The 18,957-nt window shown below is 64.3% G+C and carries 18 protein-coding genes and 1 riboswitch; of the genes, 4 read left to right on the forward strand and 14 right to left on the reverse strand.

Annotated elements, in window-relative coordinates; all coding sequences use genetic code 11:
• Positions 1–86: 86 nt before the first annotated feature.
• From ispA to ribB, 3 genes are all read right to left on the reverse strand, one after another.
• Positions 87–974, reverse strand: coding sequence for a (2E,6E)-farnesyl diphosphate synthase (gene ispA, locus QSV36_RS02000; protein ID WP_289129318.1), 888 nt, complete (start codon positions 972–974; stop codon positions 87–89).
• Complete coding sequence (locus QSV36_RS02005; protein ID WP_003255380.1) at positions 971–1,213, reverse strand: exodeoxyribonuclease VII small subunit; 243 nt, start codon at positions 1,211–1,213, stop codon at positions 971–973. Before QSV36_RS02005 ends, ispA begins: the two co-directional genes overlap by 4 nt.
• Positions 1,214–1,694: 481 nt before the next feature.
• The gene (gene ribB / locus QSV36_RS02010; RefSeq protein ID WP_289129320.1) at positions 1,695–2,345 is read right to left on the reverse strand and encodes a 3,4-dihydroxy-2-butanone-4-phosphate synthase; all 651 of its coding nucleotides are present in this window, start codon (positions 2,343–2,345) and stop codon (positions 1,695–1,697) included.
• Between the two features lie 80 nt (positions 2,346–2,425).
• Positions 2,426–2,567: riboswitch (FMN riboswitch) on the reverse strand.
• Between the two features lie 92 nt (positions 2,568–2,659).
• On the opposite strand from ribB, the gene QSV36_RS02015 reads away from it, so the two are divergent.
• A complete protein-coding gene (locus tag QSV36_RS02015; RefSeq protein WP_289129323.1) occupies positions 2,660–3,865 on the forward strand; it encodes an RtcB family protein in 1,206 nt (401 codons plus the stop codon).
• Between the two features lie 60 nt (positions 3,866–3,925).
• Here the strand turns inward: QSV36_RS02015 and QSV36_RS02020 are convergent, their stop codons facing one another.
• From QSV36_RS02020 to QSV36_RS02030, 3 genes are all read right to left on the reverse strand, one after another.
• Complete coding sequence (locus tag QSV36_RS02020) at positions 3,926–4,816, reverse strand: alpha/beta hydrolase (RefSeq protein WP_289129325.1); 891 nt, start codon at positions 4,814–4,816, stop codon at positions 3,926–3,928.
• Positions 4,817–4,898: 82 nt separating this feature from the next.
• Positions 4,899–6,245, reverse strand: coding sequence for a HAMP domain-containing sensor histidine kinase (locus QSV36_RS02025; protein WP_289129326.1), 1,347 nt, complete (start codon positions 6,243–6,245; stop codon positions 4,899–4,901).
• Entirely contained in the window at positions 6,245–6,937 is a 693-nt protein-coding gene (locus QSV36_RS02030; RefSeq protein ID WP_289129327.1) for a response regulator transcription factor, read from the reverse strand. The genes QSV36_RS02025 and QSV36_RS02030 overlap by 1 nt, the downstream gene beginning before the upstream one ends.
• Before the next feature lie 182 nt (positions 6,938–7,119).
• On the opposite strand from QSV36_RS02030, the gene QSV36_RS02035 reads away from it, so the two are divergent.
• The 3 genes from QSV36_RS02035 (at position 7,120) to QSV36_RS02045 (ending at position 10,283) form a co-directional block, all read left to right on the forward strand.
• A complete protein-coding gene (locus QSV36_RS02035; protein ID WP_289129328.1) occupies positions 7,120–9,297 on the forward strand; it encodes a TonB-dependent siderophore receptor in 2,178 nt (725 codons plus the stop codon).
• Between the two features lie 322 nt (positions 9,298–9,619).
• On the forward strand, positions 9,620–9,862 hold the full coding sequence (locus QSV36_RS02040) for a hypothetical protein (protein WP_289129330.1): 243 nt from the start codon (positions 9,620–9,622) through the stop codon (positions 9,860–9,862).
• A 157-nt stretch (positions 9,863–10,019) separates the two neighbouring features.
• Positions 10,020–10,283, forward strand: a complete 264-nt coding sequence (locus QSV36_RS02045) for a DUF3077 domain-containing protein (protein WP_289129332.1) — start codon at positions 10,020–10,022, stop codon at positions 10,281–10,283.
• A 31-nt stretch (positions 10,284–10,314) separates the two neighbouring features.
• Here the strand turns inward: QSV36_RS02045 and QSV36_RS02050 are convergent, their stop codons facing one another.
• The 8 genes from QSV36_RS02050 to QSV36_RS02085 all read right to left on the reverse strand — a co-directional run bounded on the left by QSV36_RS02050 (position 10,315) and on the right by QSV36_RS02085 (position 18,631).
• Positions 10,315–11,016 (reverse strand): c-type cytochrome, encoded by a 702-nt coding sequence (locus QSV36_RS02050; protein WP_289129334.1) that lies wholly within the window; start codon positions 11,014–11,016, stop codon positions 10,315–10,317.
• A 9-nt stretch (positions 11,017–11,025) separates the two neighbouring features.
• Entirely contained in the window at positions 11,026–12,126 is a 1,101-nt protein-coding gene (locus QSV36_RS02055) for a copper resistance protein B (protein ID WP_289129336.1), read from the reverse strand.
• Entirely contained in the window at positions 12,116–12,463 is a 348-nt protein-coding gene (locus QSV36_RS02060; RefSeq protein WP_289129339.1) for a hypothetical protein, read from the reverse strand. The genes QSV36_RS02055 and QSV36_RS02060 overlap by 11 nt, the downstream gene beginning before the upstream one ends.
• Complete coding sequence (locus QSV36_RS02065) at positions 12,460–14,205, reverse strand: copper resistance system multicopper oxidase (protein WP_289129342.1); 1,746 nt, start codon at positions 14,203–14,205, stop codon at positions 12,460–12,462. Before QSV36_RS02065 ends, QSV36_RS02060 begins: the two co-directional genes overlap by 4 nt.
• A gap of 184 nt (positions 14,206–14,389) precedes the next feature.
• Positions 14,390–15,586 carry an ABC transporter permease gene (locus QSV36_RS02070; protein WP_289129345.1) on the reverse strand — a complete coding sequence of 399 codons (1,197 nt, stop codon included), beginning with the start codon at positions 15,584–15,586 and terminating at the stop codon, positions 14,390–14,392.
• Complete coding sequence (locus tag QSV36_RS02075) at positions 15,586–16,797, reverse strand: ABC transporter permease (RefSeq protein ID WP_289129348.1); 1,212 nt, start codon at positions 16,795–16,797, stop codon at positions 15,586–15,588. The genes QSV36_RS02070 and QSV36_RS02075 overlap by 1 nt, the downstream gene beginning before the upstream one ends.
• Complete coding sequence (locus tag QSV36_RS02080) at positions 16,797–17,483, reverse strand: ABC transporter ATP-binding protein (RefSeq protein WP_289129351.1); 687 nt, start codon at positions 17,481–17,483, stop codon at positions 16,797–16,799. The genes QSV36_RS02075 and QSV36_RS02080 overlap by 1 nt, the downstream gene beginning before the upstream one ends.
• Positions 17,480–18,631, reverse strand: a complete 1,152-nt coding sequence (locus QSV36_RS02085; RefSeq protein ID WP_289129353.1) for an efflux RND transporter periplasmic adaptor subunit — start codon at positions 18,629–18,631, stop codon at positions 17,480–17,482. Before QSV36_RS02085 ends, QSV36_RS02080 begins: the two co-directional genes overlap by 4 nt.
• Positions 18,632–18,957 lie beyond the last annotated feature (326 nt).

Here is an 18,957-nt window from a genome sequence, read left to right on the forward strand (position 1 = left end):
GTGTAAGACGCGGCAGTTTACCCCATTGTAGGAAATACTGCCCATTCAGACGGGTGTTGCACAGGCCGCACGGCGGCCCCAGGCAATCAGTTGCGCCGTTCGACAATGTAACGCGCCAGCGCGCGTAGTGGTTCGGCCTTGTCGTCAAACCCTTGCAGGGCGACCAGCGCCTGGTCGCGCAGTTCGATGGCATAGGCCTTGGCCGCGTCCAGGCCCAGCAGCGCCGGGTAGGTCGGTTTGTCGCGGGCGATGTCGGCGCCCTGGCGCTTGCCGAGGGTGGCAGTGTCGCTTTCCACGTCGAGGATATCGTCCTGCACCTGGAACGCCAGGCCAATGGCCTGGGCGTAGGCCTGCAGGGCATCCAGTTGCGCCTGTTCGGCGCGGGCGCTGGCCAGGGCGCCCAGGCGCACGCTGGCTTCGATCAGCGCGCCGGTCTTGTGCCGGTGCATGAGTTCCAACGCCTGCTGGTCCAGCTTCAGGCCGACCGAGCCGAGGTCGATGGCCTGGCCGCCGACCATGCCCGCCGGGCCGGCAGCCTTGGCCAGTGCCTGGACCATGGCCAGGCGGATGCTGTCGGCCTGTGGGCTCAGGCGCGGGTCGAGCAGGGCACCGAAGGCCAGGCTCTGCAAACCGTCGCCGGCGAGAATGGCACAGGCTTCGTCGAATGCCTTGTGGGTGGTTGGCTGGCCCCGGCGCAGGTCGTCGTCGTCCATCGCCGGCAGGTCATCATGCACCAGCGAATAGGCGTGGATGAGTTCCACCGCACAGGCAGCGCCGTTGGCCTGTTCGGCCGGGGCGCCGAGGGCTTCGCAGGCGGCATAGGCCAGCAGCGGGCGCACGCGCTTGCCACCGTTCATCACGCTGTAGCGCATGGCCGCGTAGAGGCGCTCGAGTTCCCGGGTCGGGGCGACGAACAACGGCTCGAGTGCGGCGTCGACCCGTGCCTGGCAACTGGCCTGGTAGGTGCCGATCATGCTTCCGGCTCCGCGTCGAAGGGCTGGGCGGCCAGCTCGCCATCGCGTTCCAGCAGGATCTGCACCTTCTGCTCAGCCTGAGCCAGGGCGCCCTGGCAATCACGGGTCAGGGCGATGCCTTGTTCGAAGGCGGCCAGCGACTCTTCCAGCGACAATTCGCCGTTCTCCAGGCGCTCGACCAGGGCTTGCAGGTCTGCGAGGGATTGCTCGAAATCGAGGGAGGCTTTTTTGCGGGCCATGGCGACTGTCTCGGTGGCATTCAGAACGGCGCGACACTAGCAGAGCGGGGCGGGGGGAGCAAACTTCCGGCAGCCTGAGGTCGTATTTGCCGGCCTCTTCGCGGTATTGCACGGGTTTCGAATACGGTGCGCACCCTGTAGGGGCAACTGTCTTGCTCAATTTCTAAATGCTGGCGCGGTCGCTGTGGGAGCGGGCTTGCCCGCGACACGGGCTTGCCCGTGCCATCCACCGCGTCGCCTGCTTCGCGAATGAATCCGCTCCTACAATTGACGCCGTACCTGGTAGGAGCAACTGTCTTGCTCAATTTCTAAAAGCTGGCGCGGTCGCTGTGGGAGCGGGCTTGCCCGCGAACACGGGCGAAGCCCGTGCCATCCACCGCGTCGCCTGCTTCGCGGATGAATCCACTCCTACAGTTGAAGCCGTACCTGGTAGGAGCGGGCTTATCCGCAAAATGGGCCGCAAAGCGGCCCCATGCGGTGGTCAGGCTGGCTCGGCTTCCCGCTCCAGCAGCGCTTCACGGTACTGCGCCAGCTCCTCGATGGTCAGCACCGGCAAATTGTACTGCCGCGCATACACCGCCACCTGCTCGCCGCGCGCCATGCTGCCATCGGGGTTCATCAGCTCGCACAGCACCGCCGCCGGGCGCAGGCCGGCCAGGCGCGCCAGGTCCACCGAACCTTCGGTGTGGCCACGGCGGGTCAGCACTCCGCCATTGCGCGCGCGCAACGGGAATACATGGCCCGGGCTGACGATATGGCGCTGCCCGGCGGTAGAACGCAGTGCCGCGGCGATGGTGGTGATGCGGTCCTGGGCGGAAACCCCGGTGCTGATACCCTCGGCTGCCTCGATGGTGACGGTGAACCCGGTGCCATGACGGGCCTGGTTGTTTTGCACCATCGGTGCCAGCTGCAGCTCGTCGACGGTGGCTTCGTCCAGGCACAGGCAGACGATGCCGCTGCAATCGCGAATCATCATGGCCATGGTCTGCAGCGAAATGTTCTCGGCGGCGGCAATGATGTCCGCTTCGTCCTCGCGGTCGTCATCGTCGAGCAGCAGTACCGGGCGCCCGGCCTGGAACGCGGCGATGGCGGCGCTGACGTTGGGGAATTGCAGGTGGTGCTGGGTGGACATGAAACGCTCCTCGTGAATGATCGATGAACGTCTCGGGGCGAACAAAATGCGTGCGCAGGGGCGCCCGGATGGCCCCTGCCTGACGCCTTCTTTCATCCGGACTATGACCGTCGGCCCTGGAATTGCACCAGGTCTGCTGACCCCCGGCATGGCCGGGGCGCTCGCGGGCTCATCTTTCGATTTACCGCCGGTGGGGACTTTCACCCCGCCCTGAAGACCGGCCAAGCATACCGCACCTCGCCACCCCGCTGGCAACCCACGGCCCTACGACCTTTGGCGGTATCATGCCGGCATGGCCCTTAAGGAACAGCCCCATGGACATTCTCCAGGTCGCCGGCGGCAAGCCGGTCAAGTTATGGACCGACGGCGTGCCGGTCGAGGACGACGCCCGCCGGCAATTGCTCAATACCGCCAGGATGCCGTTCATCTTCAAGCACCTGGCGGTGATGCCGGACGTGCATCTGGGCAAAGGTTCGACCATCGGCAGCGTGATCCCGACCGTTGGCGCGATCATCCCCGCAGCGGTAGGGGTAGACATCGGCTGCGGCATGATCGCCGCGCGCACCTCGCTGCACGCCCGCGACCTGCCGGACCACCTGCATGGCCTGCGCAGCGCCATCGAGCAGGCGGTGCCGCATGGCAAGACGTTCGGCAAACATGACCAAGGCGCCTGGGCCGATGTGCCGGCCCAGGCCGACCAGGCCTGGGGGCGGTTGGCCGGGCGCTTCAAGGCCATTACCGACAAGTACCCACGCCTGGCGAAGAGCAACAACCGCCAGCACCTGGGCACGCTGGGCGGTGGCAACCACTTCATCGAGGTGTGCCTGGACGAGGCCGACCGTGTCTGGTTCATGCTGCACAGCGGCTCGCGGGGGGTGGGCAATGCCATTGGCAACCTGTTCATCGAACTGGCCCAGGCCGACATGCGCCAACACCTGGCCAACCTGCCAGACAAGGACCTGGCGTACTTCGAGGAAGGCAGCCGGCATTTCGCCGACTACGTCGAAGCGGTGCAATGGGCGCAGGACTATGCCCGGCAGAACCGCGAGTTGATGATGCTGGCGGTGGTCGGTGCCGCCCGCAAGGTATTGGGCAAGCCGTTCGAGGCCAGCCTGGAAGCGGTGAACTGCCACCACAACTATGTGCAGCGCGAGCAGCATTTTGGCCGCGAGGTGCTGGTGACGCGCAAGGGCGCGGTGTCGGCGCAAAAAGGGCAGCTGGGCATCATTCCTGGTTCGATGGGGGCCAGGAGCTTCATCGTGCGTGGGCTGGGTAACGAGGAGTCGTTCTGTTCCTGCAGCCATGGCGCCGGGCGGGTGATGAGCCGGACCAAGGCCAAGAGCCGCTTCACCGTTGAGGACCAGCGACGGGCCACGGCGCATGTGGAATGCCGCAAGGACAAGGAGGTGATCGACGAGATCCCGATGGCCTACAAGGACATCGATGCGGTGATGCGCGCACAGCAGGAATTGGTGGAGGTGGTGCACACCTTGCGCCAGGTGGTGTGTGTGAAGGGCTGACGGGGGTATCGCCTGTGCCTGCCCATGCGCGGGTAAACCTGCGAAGAGGCCAGTGCGAAATTATCGGGACATCCCTTCAATCACCTGCTTCAGCGAGGCCGCTAACATCGGCCCATGCCCCAGCCCGTCAAAGCGCTCGAACCGTACCTGCAACCCCGGCACCTTGGCCAGGTCCGCCAGCAGCTCCCGCGCCGCCTGTTCGCCATCACCTTGCACCGGCATGCGCGGGTTGGCCGGCTCCTCACTCCCGCGCATCAGCAACAACCGAGGCCGGCTGCTACCCAAGCGCTGGCCAAGCCCCTGCGCCTCATGCACGATCGCACCGTCTTGCCACCATAGCGATGGGCTGGCCGCCACATAGTCACTGAAAGCCCCAGGCCGGGTGAACAGTGCATGCAGCACAGCCAAGCCACCATAGGAATGCCCCCACAACGTCTGCCGCTGCAGGTCGATCGGTGCCACACCCGCCACCAGCGGCCGCATGCGCTCGTTCAGCAGATCGAGGAACGCATCCACGCCACCGCTCGGTTGCGCGGTCAGCGGGTCCAACTGCTCAGCCTGCCCAGGCACCGCCGGGGTGTAGTCATAGGTACGCCCGACCCGCTCGATCCGCTGATCGGTCTGGTACCCCACGGCCACCAGCAATGGCGCCTGGCCGGCGGCAAGCTTGCCCAGCAGCCGGCTGTCCAGCGCCCCCAGCGCGGCGTTGCCATCGAGCATCCACAGCACCGGGTAACCCGCCGCTGGCGCTGGGCTGTCTGGTTTGCCGACCCACAAGCGGTAATGGCGCTGGCCATCGGCCGAGTCCAGGTCGAGCTGGCTGAAGCGGTAGGCCAGGTCCTGTCGCTGCAGCAGCGAGGTATCCATCCTTTGTTGATGCTCGGGCTGCGCGAGGGCAGCCGGGGCCGCAAGGGCCAGCGCCAAAGCCAGCGTCAGGGTCATCTTGCTCATCAGGTGTCTCGTCAGGGCGTTGCAAGGAGCGCAAGGCTGGAGCGCCCAGATGATAATCAGTCCTGATTGAGCGTAAAGCGCCTTAACTTTCTAAACAGTCCTGGCCCATCGGCAAGGTCATGTGCAGGCACAGGCCCGGGTGACCATTGCTGGCCCACAAGCGACCGCCTTGCAGTTCGATGGCGCGGCGGGCGATGGCCAGGCCCAGGCCGAAGCCCGCGCCGCTGTCGGTAAGCCGCTGGTAGGGCTTGAAGATGCGTTCGAGCTCGGCGTGCGGCACCCCGGGCCCCTGGTCACTCAGGCGCAGGTGCCAGCAGTCGCCCTCGGGCCAGCCATCCAGACTGACCCGGCCCTCGACCGGGGAGTGGCGGATGGCATTGCGCATCAGGTTTTCCAGGGCTTGGGCCAGGCTGTCCAGGTGCGCTTGCACCACGCAGTCGGTGCCGAGCGAGCAGGGCAGGCGGGCGCGGTCCCAGCCGCTTTCGAAGCAGATGTCCTGGCACAAGGCTTCCCACACCGAAACCATCAACACCGGTTCGGTCGGCAAGCTGGGCTGTTCGGTGTCCATCCAGGCCAGGTCCAGCGTGTCCTCCAGCAACTTCTGCATGTCGGTCACCTCGCGGTCCAGGCGCTCGCGCAACTGGGCCGGCGGCAAGCTGCTGTCATGGGCGATGCGCAGCCGCGCCAGCGGCGTGCGTAGTTCGTGAGACAGCGTGCGCAGCAACAGGCGCTGTTGCTCCAGGCTCTGGCGCAGGCGCCCGGCCATGTGCTCGAAGGCCTGCGCCAGCTCACCAAGCTCATCGCGCCGCTCCTGCAGGGGCAGGGCCGGGCTGTCGAGGTCGTCGGCACGCAGAGCGTCGGCGCGGTCGCGCAGGCGGTTCAGTGGCACCACAAGGTGGCGGTACAGCGCCACAACCAGCAGCAGGGCGAACAGCGTGGGGGCAACGCCATGGGTAATCACATGGGTCCATGGGGTCAGCCCGGTGGGCAGCAGGCGCTCGGGCAGTTGCATTACCAGGCGGCCGTGCTCGGGGTGTTGCGGAAACTCGATGCTGACGTAGGGCAGTTCATCCTGCAGGCGCCGGCTCATCGGCCAGTCGAGCTTGCGCATGAAGGTCAGGTGGCTGGCTTCCTCAGCGCTCAGTGGGGTGCTGCCAAGGCTCTGCAGGTGCGGCCCGACCAGCGCCACCCAAGTGCCCTCGGCCTGTTCCAGTTGCCTGCGCCAGGCCTCGGCAGCCTCCGCGCCGCCTTGCTCCCAGGCCTGTTCGGCTTGCTGTGCAAAGCGCGCCAGGTAGTCCTGGTCGGCTTGGGACAGGAAGTAGGTACTGCGCTCCACCGACAGGCCCCAGGTCCAGATCAGCCAGGTCAGCAACAGGCAGAAGCCGACCTGCAGTACGGCCAGTTTCCATAGCAACGGATGACGGCGCATCAGGCGTGTTCCGTATCGATCAGCATGTACCCTTGGCCGCGTACGGCCTGGATCTGCAGGTGCTGGGCAGCGACGTCGGCCAGCTTGCGGCGCAGGTTGCACACATGTACATCCAGGCCGCGGTCCAGGCGGGTGTAGGCCCGGTGCAGCACGGTCTGGTAGAGAAATGGTTTGCTCAAGGCTTCGCCGGGGTGGGCCCGCAGGGTGGCCAGCAAGCGGAATTCGGATGCGGTGAGGCCGGCAGCCTTGCCGTTGTGGATAACGTCCTGGCGATCCTGGTCGAGTATCACCCCGCCGACGTCAGCACGCAGCGCCGTGCCGCGATCGAACGCCACCCGCCGCAGCAATGCATCGACCCGGGCGTCCAGCTCGGCCAGGCTGAAGGGCTTGGGCAGGTAATCGTCCGCGCCACGGGTAAAGCCAGTGATGCGATCCTGCTCGGCCCCTAGCGCCGACATCAGCATGACCGGCACCGCCTGCTGCCGACGCAACGCGTCGAGCAGACTGAGGCCGTCGATGCCCGGCAGCATGATGTCCAGCAGCACCAGCTCGAACCGTGATTGCTGAATGGCATCCAGGGCCTGGGCGCCAGTGGCGCAGGTATGCACCGAAAAACCGCGGTGGAGGAAATGGCTTTCCAGGTCCTGACGCAGGCGTTGATCGTCTTCGGCGAGGAGGAGTGAGGTGGGCACGGCGAGCCTTGAATGAGAATTTGTATCAGTTGCGAATCATCCCATTGCCGGCAGGGCGAGGGCAACGCCTGGATGTGTTAAGAAGGTTAATCCTGCTGCACCCCTGGGTTCCCTTCGGTATCGTTCGCAAAAAGCAACTTGTTTCGTTTGCGAATTAATACCATTTGGGGAAAGGGCGTGTCATGAGCAGTTTCAAAAGGTTGGGGGACCCGCGACGGGTTCGGGGCTGGCTGGTGCTGGGGCTGCTGGCGCCGTTTTCATTGTCGGCCCTGGCCGAGACGGTAGCGACCCAGGCGGCTGCCGAGGACAGCGCGCTTGACCTGCCGGCATTGACCATCGAAGGCAACCGCCTGTACGACATGCTGCCGTCGGAAGAAACCGGTGGCTACAGCGTGGATGCCGCCACTGTGGGCACCAAGACCCCCGCAGCGCTCAAGGACATCCCGCAATCGATCACGGTCTACACCCAGGACTACGTCAAGGACCGTCGGTTCGTGCACCTCGATGACCTGGCCAAGTACACCGCCGGCCTGCGTACCTTGACCAACGACAGTGGCCGCTCATCGATCTACGCCCGTGGCTACGAGTACAGCGAGTTCAATATCGACGGCCTGCCGGCGCCCATGGCCAGCATCTTCGGTACAGTACCGTCGCTGGCGGCGTTCGACCGTGTCGAGATCATGCGTGGCCCGGCCGGGCTGTTCAGCAGCACCAGCGAGCTGGGCGGCATCGTCAACATGGTGCGCAAGCGCCCGACCGCCGAGTTCCAGGGCCACGTCGAAGGCAGCTATGGCACCTGGGACACCAACCACGAGGAAATCGACCTGAGCGGGCCGCTGGATGATGCCGGCCGCGTGCGCGGGCGCTTCATCGCCTCGCGTGACGACAGCAATGGCGAGGTCGACTACAACGCCAACACCAGCAACAGCTACTACGGTGCACTGGACGTCGACCTGGACGACGCCACCACCCTGTCGTTCGGCCTGATTCATGAAGTGAAGAACATCACCCCGCACAACGGCTATCCGGCAACGCTGTCCGGCGAAGTGCCCGACTTCAGCCACTCGAAGTTCCTGGGAGCCGACTGGAACTACTTCGACGGCAAGACCACTGATCTGGTCGCCGAGCTGACCCACCGCTTCGACAACGGCGGCTATGGCCGTGTCGCTGCCCGTGGCTCGCACCGCGACACCAATTACCTGTACGCCTTCACCGCGACCAACGCCACCACTGGCGCCAACTCCGAGCGCGCCAGCGCCCGCGATTTCACCCAGGACACCTACTCGCTGGACGCCAGCTACAGCCAGCCGTTCGAAACCTTCGGCCAGGTCAGCGAGTTCGTGGTCGGCAGCGACTACAAGAACTACGACACCGAGTACCTCAACGGCACAACCAACCTGGGCGCCATCAACGTCAACACCTACTCGCCGAAGCAGTTCGCCAAGCCAGCGCCGAACTACAGCACCGAGACCGGTACGCAGGAAGAGGAATACGGCCTGTACTCCAAGGTCACCTTGCGCCCGGTCGAGCGCCTGGCGCTGATCGCCGGGGGCCGCTTCAGCTGGTATCGCGGTGATTTCTACACCACCACCCTCAGTAGTGGCGCCACCACCAACGACAGCAAGCGCGTGGATGGCCATTTCACCCCGTATGGCGGCCTGGTCTACGACCTGACCGAGAACCATGCGCTGTACGCCAGCTATTCGCAGGTGTTCAAGCCGCAGTCCGACACCGACAGCAATGGCCGGGTGCTCAAGCCGCGTGAGGGCGAGCAGTACGAGTTCGGTCTCAAGAGCAGCTACTTCGGCGGCGACCTGAATACGCGCCTTTCGGTGTTCCGCCTGACCGACAAGAACCGCGCGACCACCGTGTATGACGCCGACGGTGTGGCTACCACCGACTCTGTTGCATCCGGCAAGACCCGTGTGAAGGGCGCCGAAGTGGAAGTGAGCGGCAAACTGACGCCAAACTGGGAAGTGCTGGCCGGCTACACCTGGATGGAAACCGAAACCCTCAAGGGCGATGCCGAAACCACCTTCTTCATCATGCCGCGCAACCAGGCATCGCTGTGGAGCAAGTACACCATCAGCCAAGGGTTGCTGAACGGCCTGGCCATTGGTGGCGGCATTTCGGCGATGAGCAACTTCCATTCCGAGAACGGCGGTGTGCGCATCGACGCGCCAGGCTATGCGACCGTGGATGCAATGCTGTCTTATCCGGTTACCTCGAAGCTGACGGCCACCTTCAACATCAACAACCTGTTCGACCGGGACTACCTGTCGCGGGTGGGGTCGACCTCGACGTTCAATTTCTACGGGCCGTCGCGAAGCATGATGGTTGGGGCGCGGTATGACTTCTGATAATCAGATTTTTCCCGTTGCGCGTAGGCCATTTCTGAAATAGCTTCCTACCGCCTTTGCGCCATTGCGGTGGTGTTCTCAGCGGCCTAGTCTGGCCCCGTCGTTGCCAAATCAGCGACCGGGCCTGCAAGCCCGCAGACGATTCAGTACCGCTTTCCAAGTTGCCGCGTGTCGGCGATTTCGGTCAATGGTGGCTGCGTGCGGGAGATCTTCGGATCTGCCGGTTTATCGTCTGTCCGGTCTTGCAGACCCGTACGTAGCCGCCACCCATCAACTGCAAGTGATGTGGTGGCTGTCCCTTCGGAACAGACGAGATTACACCATGCTCAAGATTGTCCCCGATCCACCCCACGATGTTCATTCCCTTGAAGACACCCTGATCCAGGCCACGGACTATGCGCTGTGCGCTGCGACCGTCGTGCACCAGGCAATGCTGCTGCACCCCAAGTCACCGGCATCGATCCTGATGATGACCTCGATGCATGAACTGGAGACGCTGCGGGCGCTGCTGGAGACGGCACTGGTTCAAGTGCAGACGCCTAAAGAGCCGCGGAATTTACACTAGGGCTTGATTGATGTGTCGCCTGGCTCGGCCCCTTCGCGGGTGAACCCGCTCCCACGGAATCACAACAGTCTAAAGACTTGCACAGTACCTGTAGGAGCGGGTTTACCCGCGATGAAGCCCGTTCAGGCACTCAAGATTCTTCAGGGGGAACTCCAAAATGACTAGCGACGACACCCGGTTCACCGTCGGCAAGACCACCTTCTACCAAGGCGAAAACGGCACCCACCCACTGTTCCGCATCGAGCCCGGCATCCCTTGCAAGGACGCCCGCGAGCAGGCCTCGGAATTGATGGGCTATGTTCGCGAGTTGACCATCACCGGCCTGATGGATGAAAAACCGTTGATGATCTGGGCGGCGCACTACCTGAGTGCGATGGCCAAGGCGCTGATGGATGATGCCGAGCTAGGCATGAAGCACTGAGACGAGCGGCCTGGTTCGGACCGAGCGGCCTTCAGTTGCCATGGACGTGCTCTTTCCCATCACGGTGCGTATGTGTCTTCGGAGCCAGGTTTGTGGGCGCCGGATGATGCGCTTGTGAACCGCTCATCGCAGGGTGGCCCGTGCGCTCAGGCGCGTGGTTGCCATGCTGGCCTTCATGGTTGTGCATTCCGCTTTCGCCACCGCCATGCTGGTGGCCGCTGCTGCTCGCTACCAGCGCGTTGTACTGCTGGGTGTCGAGCTTGGGCAACTGGTCGAGGAAGGCCACGATGCCCCAGATGTATTCATCGCCCATGCTCTTGCCCCAAGCCGGCATGCCGGTGGCCTTGATGCCGTGCTTGATGGTCCAGAATGCTGCGGCAGGGTCGCCGCCGATGCCGCCGATGCCGCCGGTGGCCAGGTTGGGCGGCGAGGGGTACAGCGCCTGGCTGAGCTCGGTTTTTTCCACGCCCGGGGCCAGGTGGCAACCGATGCACATGGCGTTGTAATTACCCGCACCGGTGCGAATCAGCGTTTCGTCCTGCAGGTCAGGTACGTCAATGTCCCTGGCACGTACCGCAATCGAGCGGTCCCGTGCCATGGCCAGGAAGGCCTGCACGGCGGGGAAGTGCGGATCGTCGGCCCCGACGTTGACCAGGCCGGAGTAAGCGGCACCGAGTACCGCTGCGCTGGTTAGCGCGCCAGCCAGAACAAGCGTTGTTATTGTTTTTTTCATGTCAGGTTCTCAAAACCACATACGGATACCGGCGACGAAACGCGCTTCATCCACATCGCCACCTTCATCGCGGATGAAATCGGCGGTCTTACCGTAGGAGCGGTTCCAGGTGACGCCAATATAGGGGGCGAACTGGCGGACAATCTCATAGCGCAGGCGCAGCCCGACCTCGGTGTTGGCCAGGCCGGAACCCACGCCGCGCGCAGGGTCGTTCTTGCCATAGAAATTGGCTTCAGCGGTTGGCTGCAGGATCAGGCGGTTGGTCAGCAGGATGTCGTAGTCGCCTTCCAGCCGGGCAGCCGTCTGGCCGTTCTCGCCAATGAATGCGGTGGCTTCGGCTTCGAAATCGTACAGCGCCATGCCCTGGATACCGAACGCCGCCCAGGTCTGGGGTGATTCGGGCTTGAAGTCCTGGCGCACCCCGGCAACCACATCCCACCAGGGGCTGACCGAGCGGCCATATAGCAGCTGCAGTTCGGCATCTTCGGTCACGCCGTTGGTGCGTTCGCCTTCGGAGCGGATCCACAGCCGGTTGATATCGCCGCCTATCCAGCCGGATGCATCCCAGGCCAGCGTGCTGCCTTCGTCTGCATCCTGGTACTCCAGCTGATCCAGCAGCAGGAAACTGTTGATTGCGCTGTCATGCATCTGGTGCCCACCCAACGGAGGGAAGGCTGCCTGGCGGTCTGCATCCGTCAGCACCGGGATCGGGGTACGGCTGGTCGTCGTCGGGGCATCTGCCGAGCCGTGGTTCATCGACGAATGGTCCATGGCGCCATGGTCCATGCCCTGCATGCTGCCGTGGTCCATCTTGCCGTGGTCCTTGCCCTGCATGCTGCCGTGGTCCATCTTGCCATGGTCCATGCCCTGCATGGTGCCGTGGTCCATCTCGCCGTGGTTCATGCCCTGCATGCTGCCGTGGTCCATCTTGCCATGGTCCATGCCCTGCATGGTGCCGTGGTCCATCGTGCCGTGATCCATGCCTGGCATCGACTCGTGACCCATGGCTGAATGGTCCATTTCGCCAGCGGCGAAACTGGGCGCAATGCCCAGTACGCCGAAGGCAACGCCCAATGCCAGCAGCGGTGGTCGTGCCAGGCTATTGAGCATCTTTCCCTGCCTTAGCTTTGTCGCTGCCATGCGATTCCATCATCTTGCCGTGGTCCATGCCTTTCATCGCACCATGGTCCATGCTTTTCATGTCGTCATGGTTCATGCCCTTCATGGTGCTGTGGTCCATACCTTTCATGGCGTCGTGGTTCATGCCCTTCATGTTGCCGTGATCCATGCCTTGTGCGCCCTTGCGGCTTTCAGCGCTGGCCGGCTGTTTGCTGGTGTCGCCGGACCACGAGGATGGTGCATAAACGGCAAACAGGCCTGCCATCGCGGCAGAGAGGAAAAACGCGCTTCGATTCATCGGTTTGCTCATCTCGGATCTCCAGTTCATTCGTCCACACGGACTTCTCGGAACATGCCCATTTCCATATGGAACAGCAGGTGACAGTGATAGGCCCAACGCCCCAAGGCATCAGCAGTGACGCGGTAGCTCCGTTTCGAGCCAGGCGGCATATCGATGGTGTGCTTGCGCACCATGAAATTGCCGTGCTCATCCTCCAGGTCGCTCCACATGCCATGCAGGTGGATGGGGTGAGTCATCATGGTGTCGTTGACCAGGGTGATGCGCAGGCGCTCGCCATATTTCAGGCGCAGTGGCTCGGCGTCGGAAAACTTGATGCCGTCGAAGGACCAGGCGAACTTTTCCATGTGCCCGGTGAGGTGCAGTTCGATGGTGCGGCCTGGCGCGCGGCCGTCCGGGTCAGGGAAGCTGCTGCGCAGGTCGGCATACGTGAGCACGCGGCGGGCATTGTTGCGTAGCCCGATGCCGGGATCGCTCAGCTTTGGCGTTGGTGACATCGTCTGCATGTCTACCAGCGGGTTGTCGGTCTCGGAGGCCGGGTGACGCTGCATGGCCCCGTTCGTGCCAGCCATGCTGCTGTGATCCGTGCCAGTCATGCTGCTGTGATCCGTGCCAGTCATGCTGCCGTGGTCCATGCCGGCCATGTCGCCATGGTCCATGCCCATATCGTTCATGGAAATGACGGGACGTGGGTCCACGGCCGGGACAGGGGCCTGAAGGCCTTCGCGAACTGCCAAGGTGCCGCGGGCATACCCTGTACGGTCCATGGACTGGGCAAAAATGGTATAGGCCTGCTCGCTTTCGGGTTCGACGATGACATCGTAGGTTTCGGCAACGGCAATGCGGAATTCGTCGACTGAAACCGGCTCGACGTGTTGCCCGTCTGCCGCGACAACCGTCATTTTCAGGCCAGGAATGCGCACATCGAAATAGCTCATGGCAGAGCCATTGATGAAGCGCAGGCGGATTTTCTCGCCCGGCCTGAACACGCCCGTCCAGTTACCATCCGGGGCCTGGCCATTCATCAGGTAGGTATAGGTGTAGCCGCTGACGTCGGCGAGGTCGGTGGGGCTCATCTTCATTTCGGCCCACATCTTCCGGTCGGCCAGCGCGGCAGACCAGCCCATTTCGCTCACGTCGTGGACAAAATCAGCCACCGTACGCTTGTGGTAGTTGTAGTAGTCCGACTGCTTCTTGAGCTTGGACAGCACCCGGGCAGGGTCTTCATCTGTCCAGTCACTGAGCATCACCACGTAATCCCGGTCATAGGTGAACGGCTCGGGCTCTTTCGCGTCGATGACCAGGGCGCCGTACACCCCGACCTGCTCCTGGAAACCGGAATGGCTGTGGTACCAGTAGGTACCGTTCTGCTGGACCTTGAACTTGTACTCATACATGCCGTCGGGGGCGATGCCATGGAAGCTCAGGCCCGGCACGCCGTCCATGTTGGCCGGCAGGATGATGCCATGCCAGTGGATGGAGGTGTCCTGCTGCAAACGGTTACGCACACGCAGGGTGACAGTGTCGCCTTCGCGCCAGCGCAGGATGGGCCCGGGCACGGAGCCGTTGATGGCCATCGCCGTGCGCTTCGCGCCGGTAAAATTCACCGGCAGTTCGCCGATGTACAGGTCAAACTCGGTGCCTGTCAGCACATTCGCCTGGCCAGGGCTGGTCACGGCCCAGACCGGCGTGCGCCACATGCCCAACCCGCCAAGCAGTCCGGTGGCGGCCAGGCCTTTGACGAAGGAGCGTCTCGTGGTTTTGCTTTGCATGCCGTTGCGTCCAGTCAGTCGATAAGTCGCTGGTATCAGGCGGTTCAATGCCCCAGCCGGTGGCGCTGAAAAGCAGCCACAGCGATCAGGCTAGCCAACCTGCACTGTCAACCGGCTGAATCGCAGATTACTTTTCTGTCAGCTTCGGGTGGCGATGTGCCTGGCGAAGCGCATGGCCTGGCAGCTATTCACTGCGCAGCGCCACCACCGGATGCAGGCGCGCCGCCTGCAGTGCCGGAGCCAGGCCGGCGAGGATGCCAAGTAGCGCCGCCAATAGCAGCGCCAACAGCAGAAACAGCGGTTGCAGGGCCAAGGGCAGGCTCGGCATGGCCAGGTGCAGCAGACCGAGCAGCAGGCCCATCAACAGCAGGCCAAGCAGGCCGCCGGCCAGGGACAGCAGCGTGGCTTCGGCGAGAAACAGCCCGAGTACCTGTCGCCGGCTGGCACCAATCGCCCGCAGCAGGCCGATTTCCGCCGTGCGCTCGCCCACGGTGGTGGTCATGATGGTGAGAATGCCCACGCCGCCGACCAGCAGGGAAATGCCCCCCAAGGCACCGATGGCCAGGCTCAGGGTGCCGAGCACGCGGTTGAAGCTGCGCAGCATGTCGTCCTGGGTGGTCAGGCTGAAATCCTCCACACCGTGCCGTTCGCCGAGCACCTGGCGAATCTGCCGGGCCAACGCCTGTGAGCTGGTGCCGCTGTCGAACACCACATGGGCTTTGACTACCCCGGTGCGGTTGAACAGGCTTTCCGCCCAATCCACCGGGATGTAGGCGATATCATCGAGGTTGAAACCGAGCAGCTGGCCTTTCTTTGCCATCACGCCAATCACGCGGAAACGCACGCCGCCAACGCGGACCAGCTCGCCCAATGGATTGCGCGCGCCGAACAGTTCGGTACGCAGCTGGTGGCCCAGCACCACATAGGGCGGCGAACGGCCGTCACGGGACGCAGGCAGGTACTCGCCAAGGCTCAGCTGCATGTGCCAGGCTTGCGCCAGCTGGTGACCACTACCCAGTATGTCGCTGCGCCGGTCGAGCTGACCGAACTGGATATCCCCGCTGCCCTGAATGATCGGCACTGCCGCCTCGACATGCGGCAAGCGCCGCAGGGCGTCGGCATCCGCGATCGTCAGTGGCCGCACACTGCCAAGCAGGCCGCCGAGGCCGCTGGTCTGGGTCTTGCCTGGGCGCACGGTGATGATCCGTGTGCCGAACTGCGCGAAGTTCTCCAGCACATAGCCGCGCACGCCTTCGCCGATGGCCGTGAGCAGTGCCACGGCGGCTATCCCGATCGCTACGCCGAGCAAGGTCAGCAGGCTGCGCAAGGGGCGGCAGACCAGCGCCGAGCAAGTCAGCCGCAAGCCATCCTGCCAGTGCATCAATGCGCCCCCGGCGGGCGTAGTGCCGCCACCGGTTCCAGTGCCGCGGCCCGAGCAGCGGGTAACCAGGCGAACAGCACTGCCGTGCCGAGTGCCAGCAGCACCGCACCCACCCGCGCCCACCAGGGCGCATAGAGCGGCACAGCGAACGCCAGGCGCCCCAGCCAGAGCACGCTCTCGGCCAGCAGCAGTCCTGCCAGGGCCCCGGTCAGGGCGAGCAACGCCGCCTCACCGAGGAACAGCAGGCGCAGTTGCACCGCTGTCACCCCTATGGCCTTGAGCAGGCCGATTTCGGCGCTGCGCTGGCTCACCGCGATCCAGGTCACGTTCATGATCAGGATGCCAGCCACCAGCAGGCTGGTTGCGGCAATCCCGGCCACCGCCAGGGTCAGTACCTTGAGTATCTGGTCGAAGGCGCTGAGCAGGCTGTCCTGGCTGACCAGGGTAATGTCCTCCTCACCGTCGTGGCGTTCCTTGAGCGCGGCCAGTATCAGCCGCTTGCTGCGGTCGAGAACGCTCGGCCCATGCACTTCGACAAACACCCGCAACAAGCCCTCGCTATTGAACAGGGCCTGGGCACTGGCAACCGGGATGATCAACATTTCGGCGAAATCCATGCCCAGCGATTCGCCTCGCTCGCCGAGGACGCCGACCACGCGAAAACGCCGGTCGCCAGCGCGCAACCATTCACCCAGGGCCGGGCGCGTACCGAACAGTTCACGTCGCAGCTTGCCACCGATCACGCAGACGGCCTCGGCCTGCTCAGGGTCCAGCGTCGGCAACGGCTGGCCCTGAATGACCGCCAGTTGGCGAATGGCGAAGAAGTCGCGGGTGGTGCCCAGGGTCAGCACTTCACGATTGCGGTTGCCAACGCTCACCTCCATCTGCCCGGCCTGCAGCGGCGCTGCCCGGCGGATGCCCGGCAAGCGGGTGATGGCCTGGACGTCCTGCAAGGTCAGCGCGTGTGGCGTCAGGCCGGTGAGTGGCGGCATGCGCCCAGTGGTTTCCTTGCGGCCCGGGAACACGATCAGGATGTCGCGCCCGAGCAACGAGAACTCGTTCAGGACGAAGGCCCGCGCCCCGTTACCGAGGCCGGTAAGCAGATTGACCGCAACCACCCCGATAGCGATGGCCAGTAGTAGCATCAGGCTGCGCGAGCGATGCCCGCGCAGGGCGCCGAGCCAGAAGCCCAGGGCATCGGCAGCACGCATCAGGCCGGTGCCTGCTGCTGCGCGGCGTGCTGAACCCGACCGTCACGCATGTGCAGTTGGCGCTGTGCGCGGGCGCCCAGGCTGGCGTCGTGGGTCACCACGATCAGGGTCAGGCCTTCGTCATTGAGCTCTTCCAGCAAGCTGAAGACCTCGGCACCGGCCTGGCTGTCGAGGTTGCCGGTGGGCTCGTCAGCCAACAACAACGCCGGTTGCATGGCCATCGCCCGGGCGATGGCGACGCGCTGGCGCTGACCGCCGGACAGCTCGGCCGGGCGATGGGCTATGCGCTCGCCGAGCCCCAGGCGCGCCACCAACTGGCTGCTGCGCTTGCGCCGTTGCGCCGCACCGATGCCGGCCAGCACCATCGGCAGCTCGATGTTCTCCAGCACCGTCAGCCGGGCGATCAAGTGATAGGACTGGAACACGAAACCAATCAACTGGCTGCGCAGCTGGGCGCGGCGCGCTTCGCTCAGCGCCGCCGTGGCCTCGCCTTGCAGCCAGTACTCGCCGGCGCTCGGTGCGTCGAGCAGGCCGAGGATGTTGAGCAGGGTCGATTTGCCCGAGCCCGACGGGCCCATCACTGCCATGTAGTCGCCAGCGGCGATATCCAGGTCCAGGCCATCCAGCCCCATCACCTGTTGGCCGCCCAGCTGGAAGCTGCGGCTGCCACCGCGCAGGCGGATCATTGCCCGGGCTCCTGGGTATCCAGCGGAATGACTGCCGCAGTGTCCTTGAGCCCTTCCTGCTCCAGGCTGGCGACGATGCGCGCATCTTCGTCCAGCCCTGAAAGCACTTCGGTCCAGCGCCAGTTGCTCAACCCGGTGTGCACCTGCACCTCACGCAACACCCGGGCGCTCGGGTCGTAGCGCAGTACCCGCTGCCCCTCCAGCAAGGTCTCGGTGGGGATACGCAAGGCCGCTGCGTGCTGCTCCAGCAGAATCTCGACATCGGCGCTATAGCCAGTGAGCAGGACCAGACCGGCCGGCGGTTGGTCGAAGCGCACCTCGACATCGACGGTGCGCGCCTGCTTTTCCAATTCACGCACATAAGGTGCGATGCGGCTGACGCGGCCGGTGAAATGCTCGCCACGGAAGGCATCCAGGCTGATTCGTACGGCCGTTCCAGGGCGCACCCGGGCGGCGTCCACCTCGTCGATCGGCGCTTCGACATACAGGCAACTGTCGTCGATCAGGTCGACCGCCGGCGGTGTCGGGATACCCGGTGGCGAAGGGGTGACGAACTCGCCGAGCTCGCCGTTGATTTCTGCCACGATGCCGGCGAAAGGCGCACGCAAGGTGGTCTGTTCCAGCAGTGAACGCTGCAGCTGCAGGCTGGCGTCAGCCTCGCGAATGAGCACGGCACTGGCATTGCACATCAGCTTTGCCAGCTGGGCCTTGGTCTCGGCCTGGTCAAGACGATCGGCGGCAATCAGCTTGCGGTCGGCCAGCTGGCCCAGGCGGTCCAGGTCGCGCCGGTCCAGGTGAGCTTGCTGGCAACGCTGCTCACGGGCGTTGCGTTGGGCTTCCAGCCGCGCCTCGGCTTCCTGCAGGCGGGCCTGTTGCTCGTCCTGCCGCAGGCGCATCAGCACCTGGCCTGGCTGCACCCGCTGGCCCTCGCCGACCAGCAGCTCGGCAACCTGGCCACCGACATTGAAGGAGAGGTGCGAGCGTCGACACGACTTGAGGGTCCCCGCGCGGGTATTGGCCACCAGCGTCTCCACCGGTCCCCGTTCTACCTGCAGCAGCCTGACCGGCAATGGCTGGGGCCGGCTCAACCAGCCGCCCAGTACCACCAGGCAGGCCAGCATCGAGGAGCCAATCAATATTTTGCGCATGGACTACACCTCCTCCCCACATGGCTTGAGCCTAGATCAGGCAGGGCAAAGCTCAACGCAAAACGTCATTTATCCGACGAACCCCATGTGCGCACCAGGCTAGCGTCAGATAACCGGCGTTTCGGGCAGGTTCCTCTGCAGAGGGAGGTAAGAATCGCTTTGGTCCAGGCATTAAAAAGCCGGCTTGTGGCCGGCTTCTCGGGGACGCTTCCGGCTAATTTATGGTAAGCCGCAATCGCCTTAACTGTGTGGCCATCAAGGGCCTGAAAGAATGGCAGATGCCCGTGTGGGATATCGCCGAGCCCTCTGGACCGCGGCATGCGCCG

The organism is Pseudomonas sp. BCRC 81390 (assembly GCF_030341915.1).
GTDB lineage: Bacteria > Pseudomonadota > Gammaproteobacteria > Pseudomonadales > Pseudomonadaceae > Aquipseudomonas.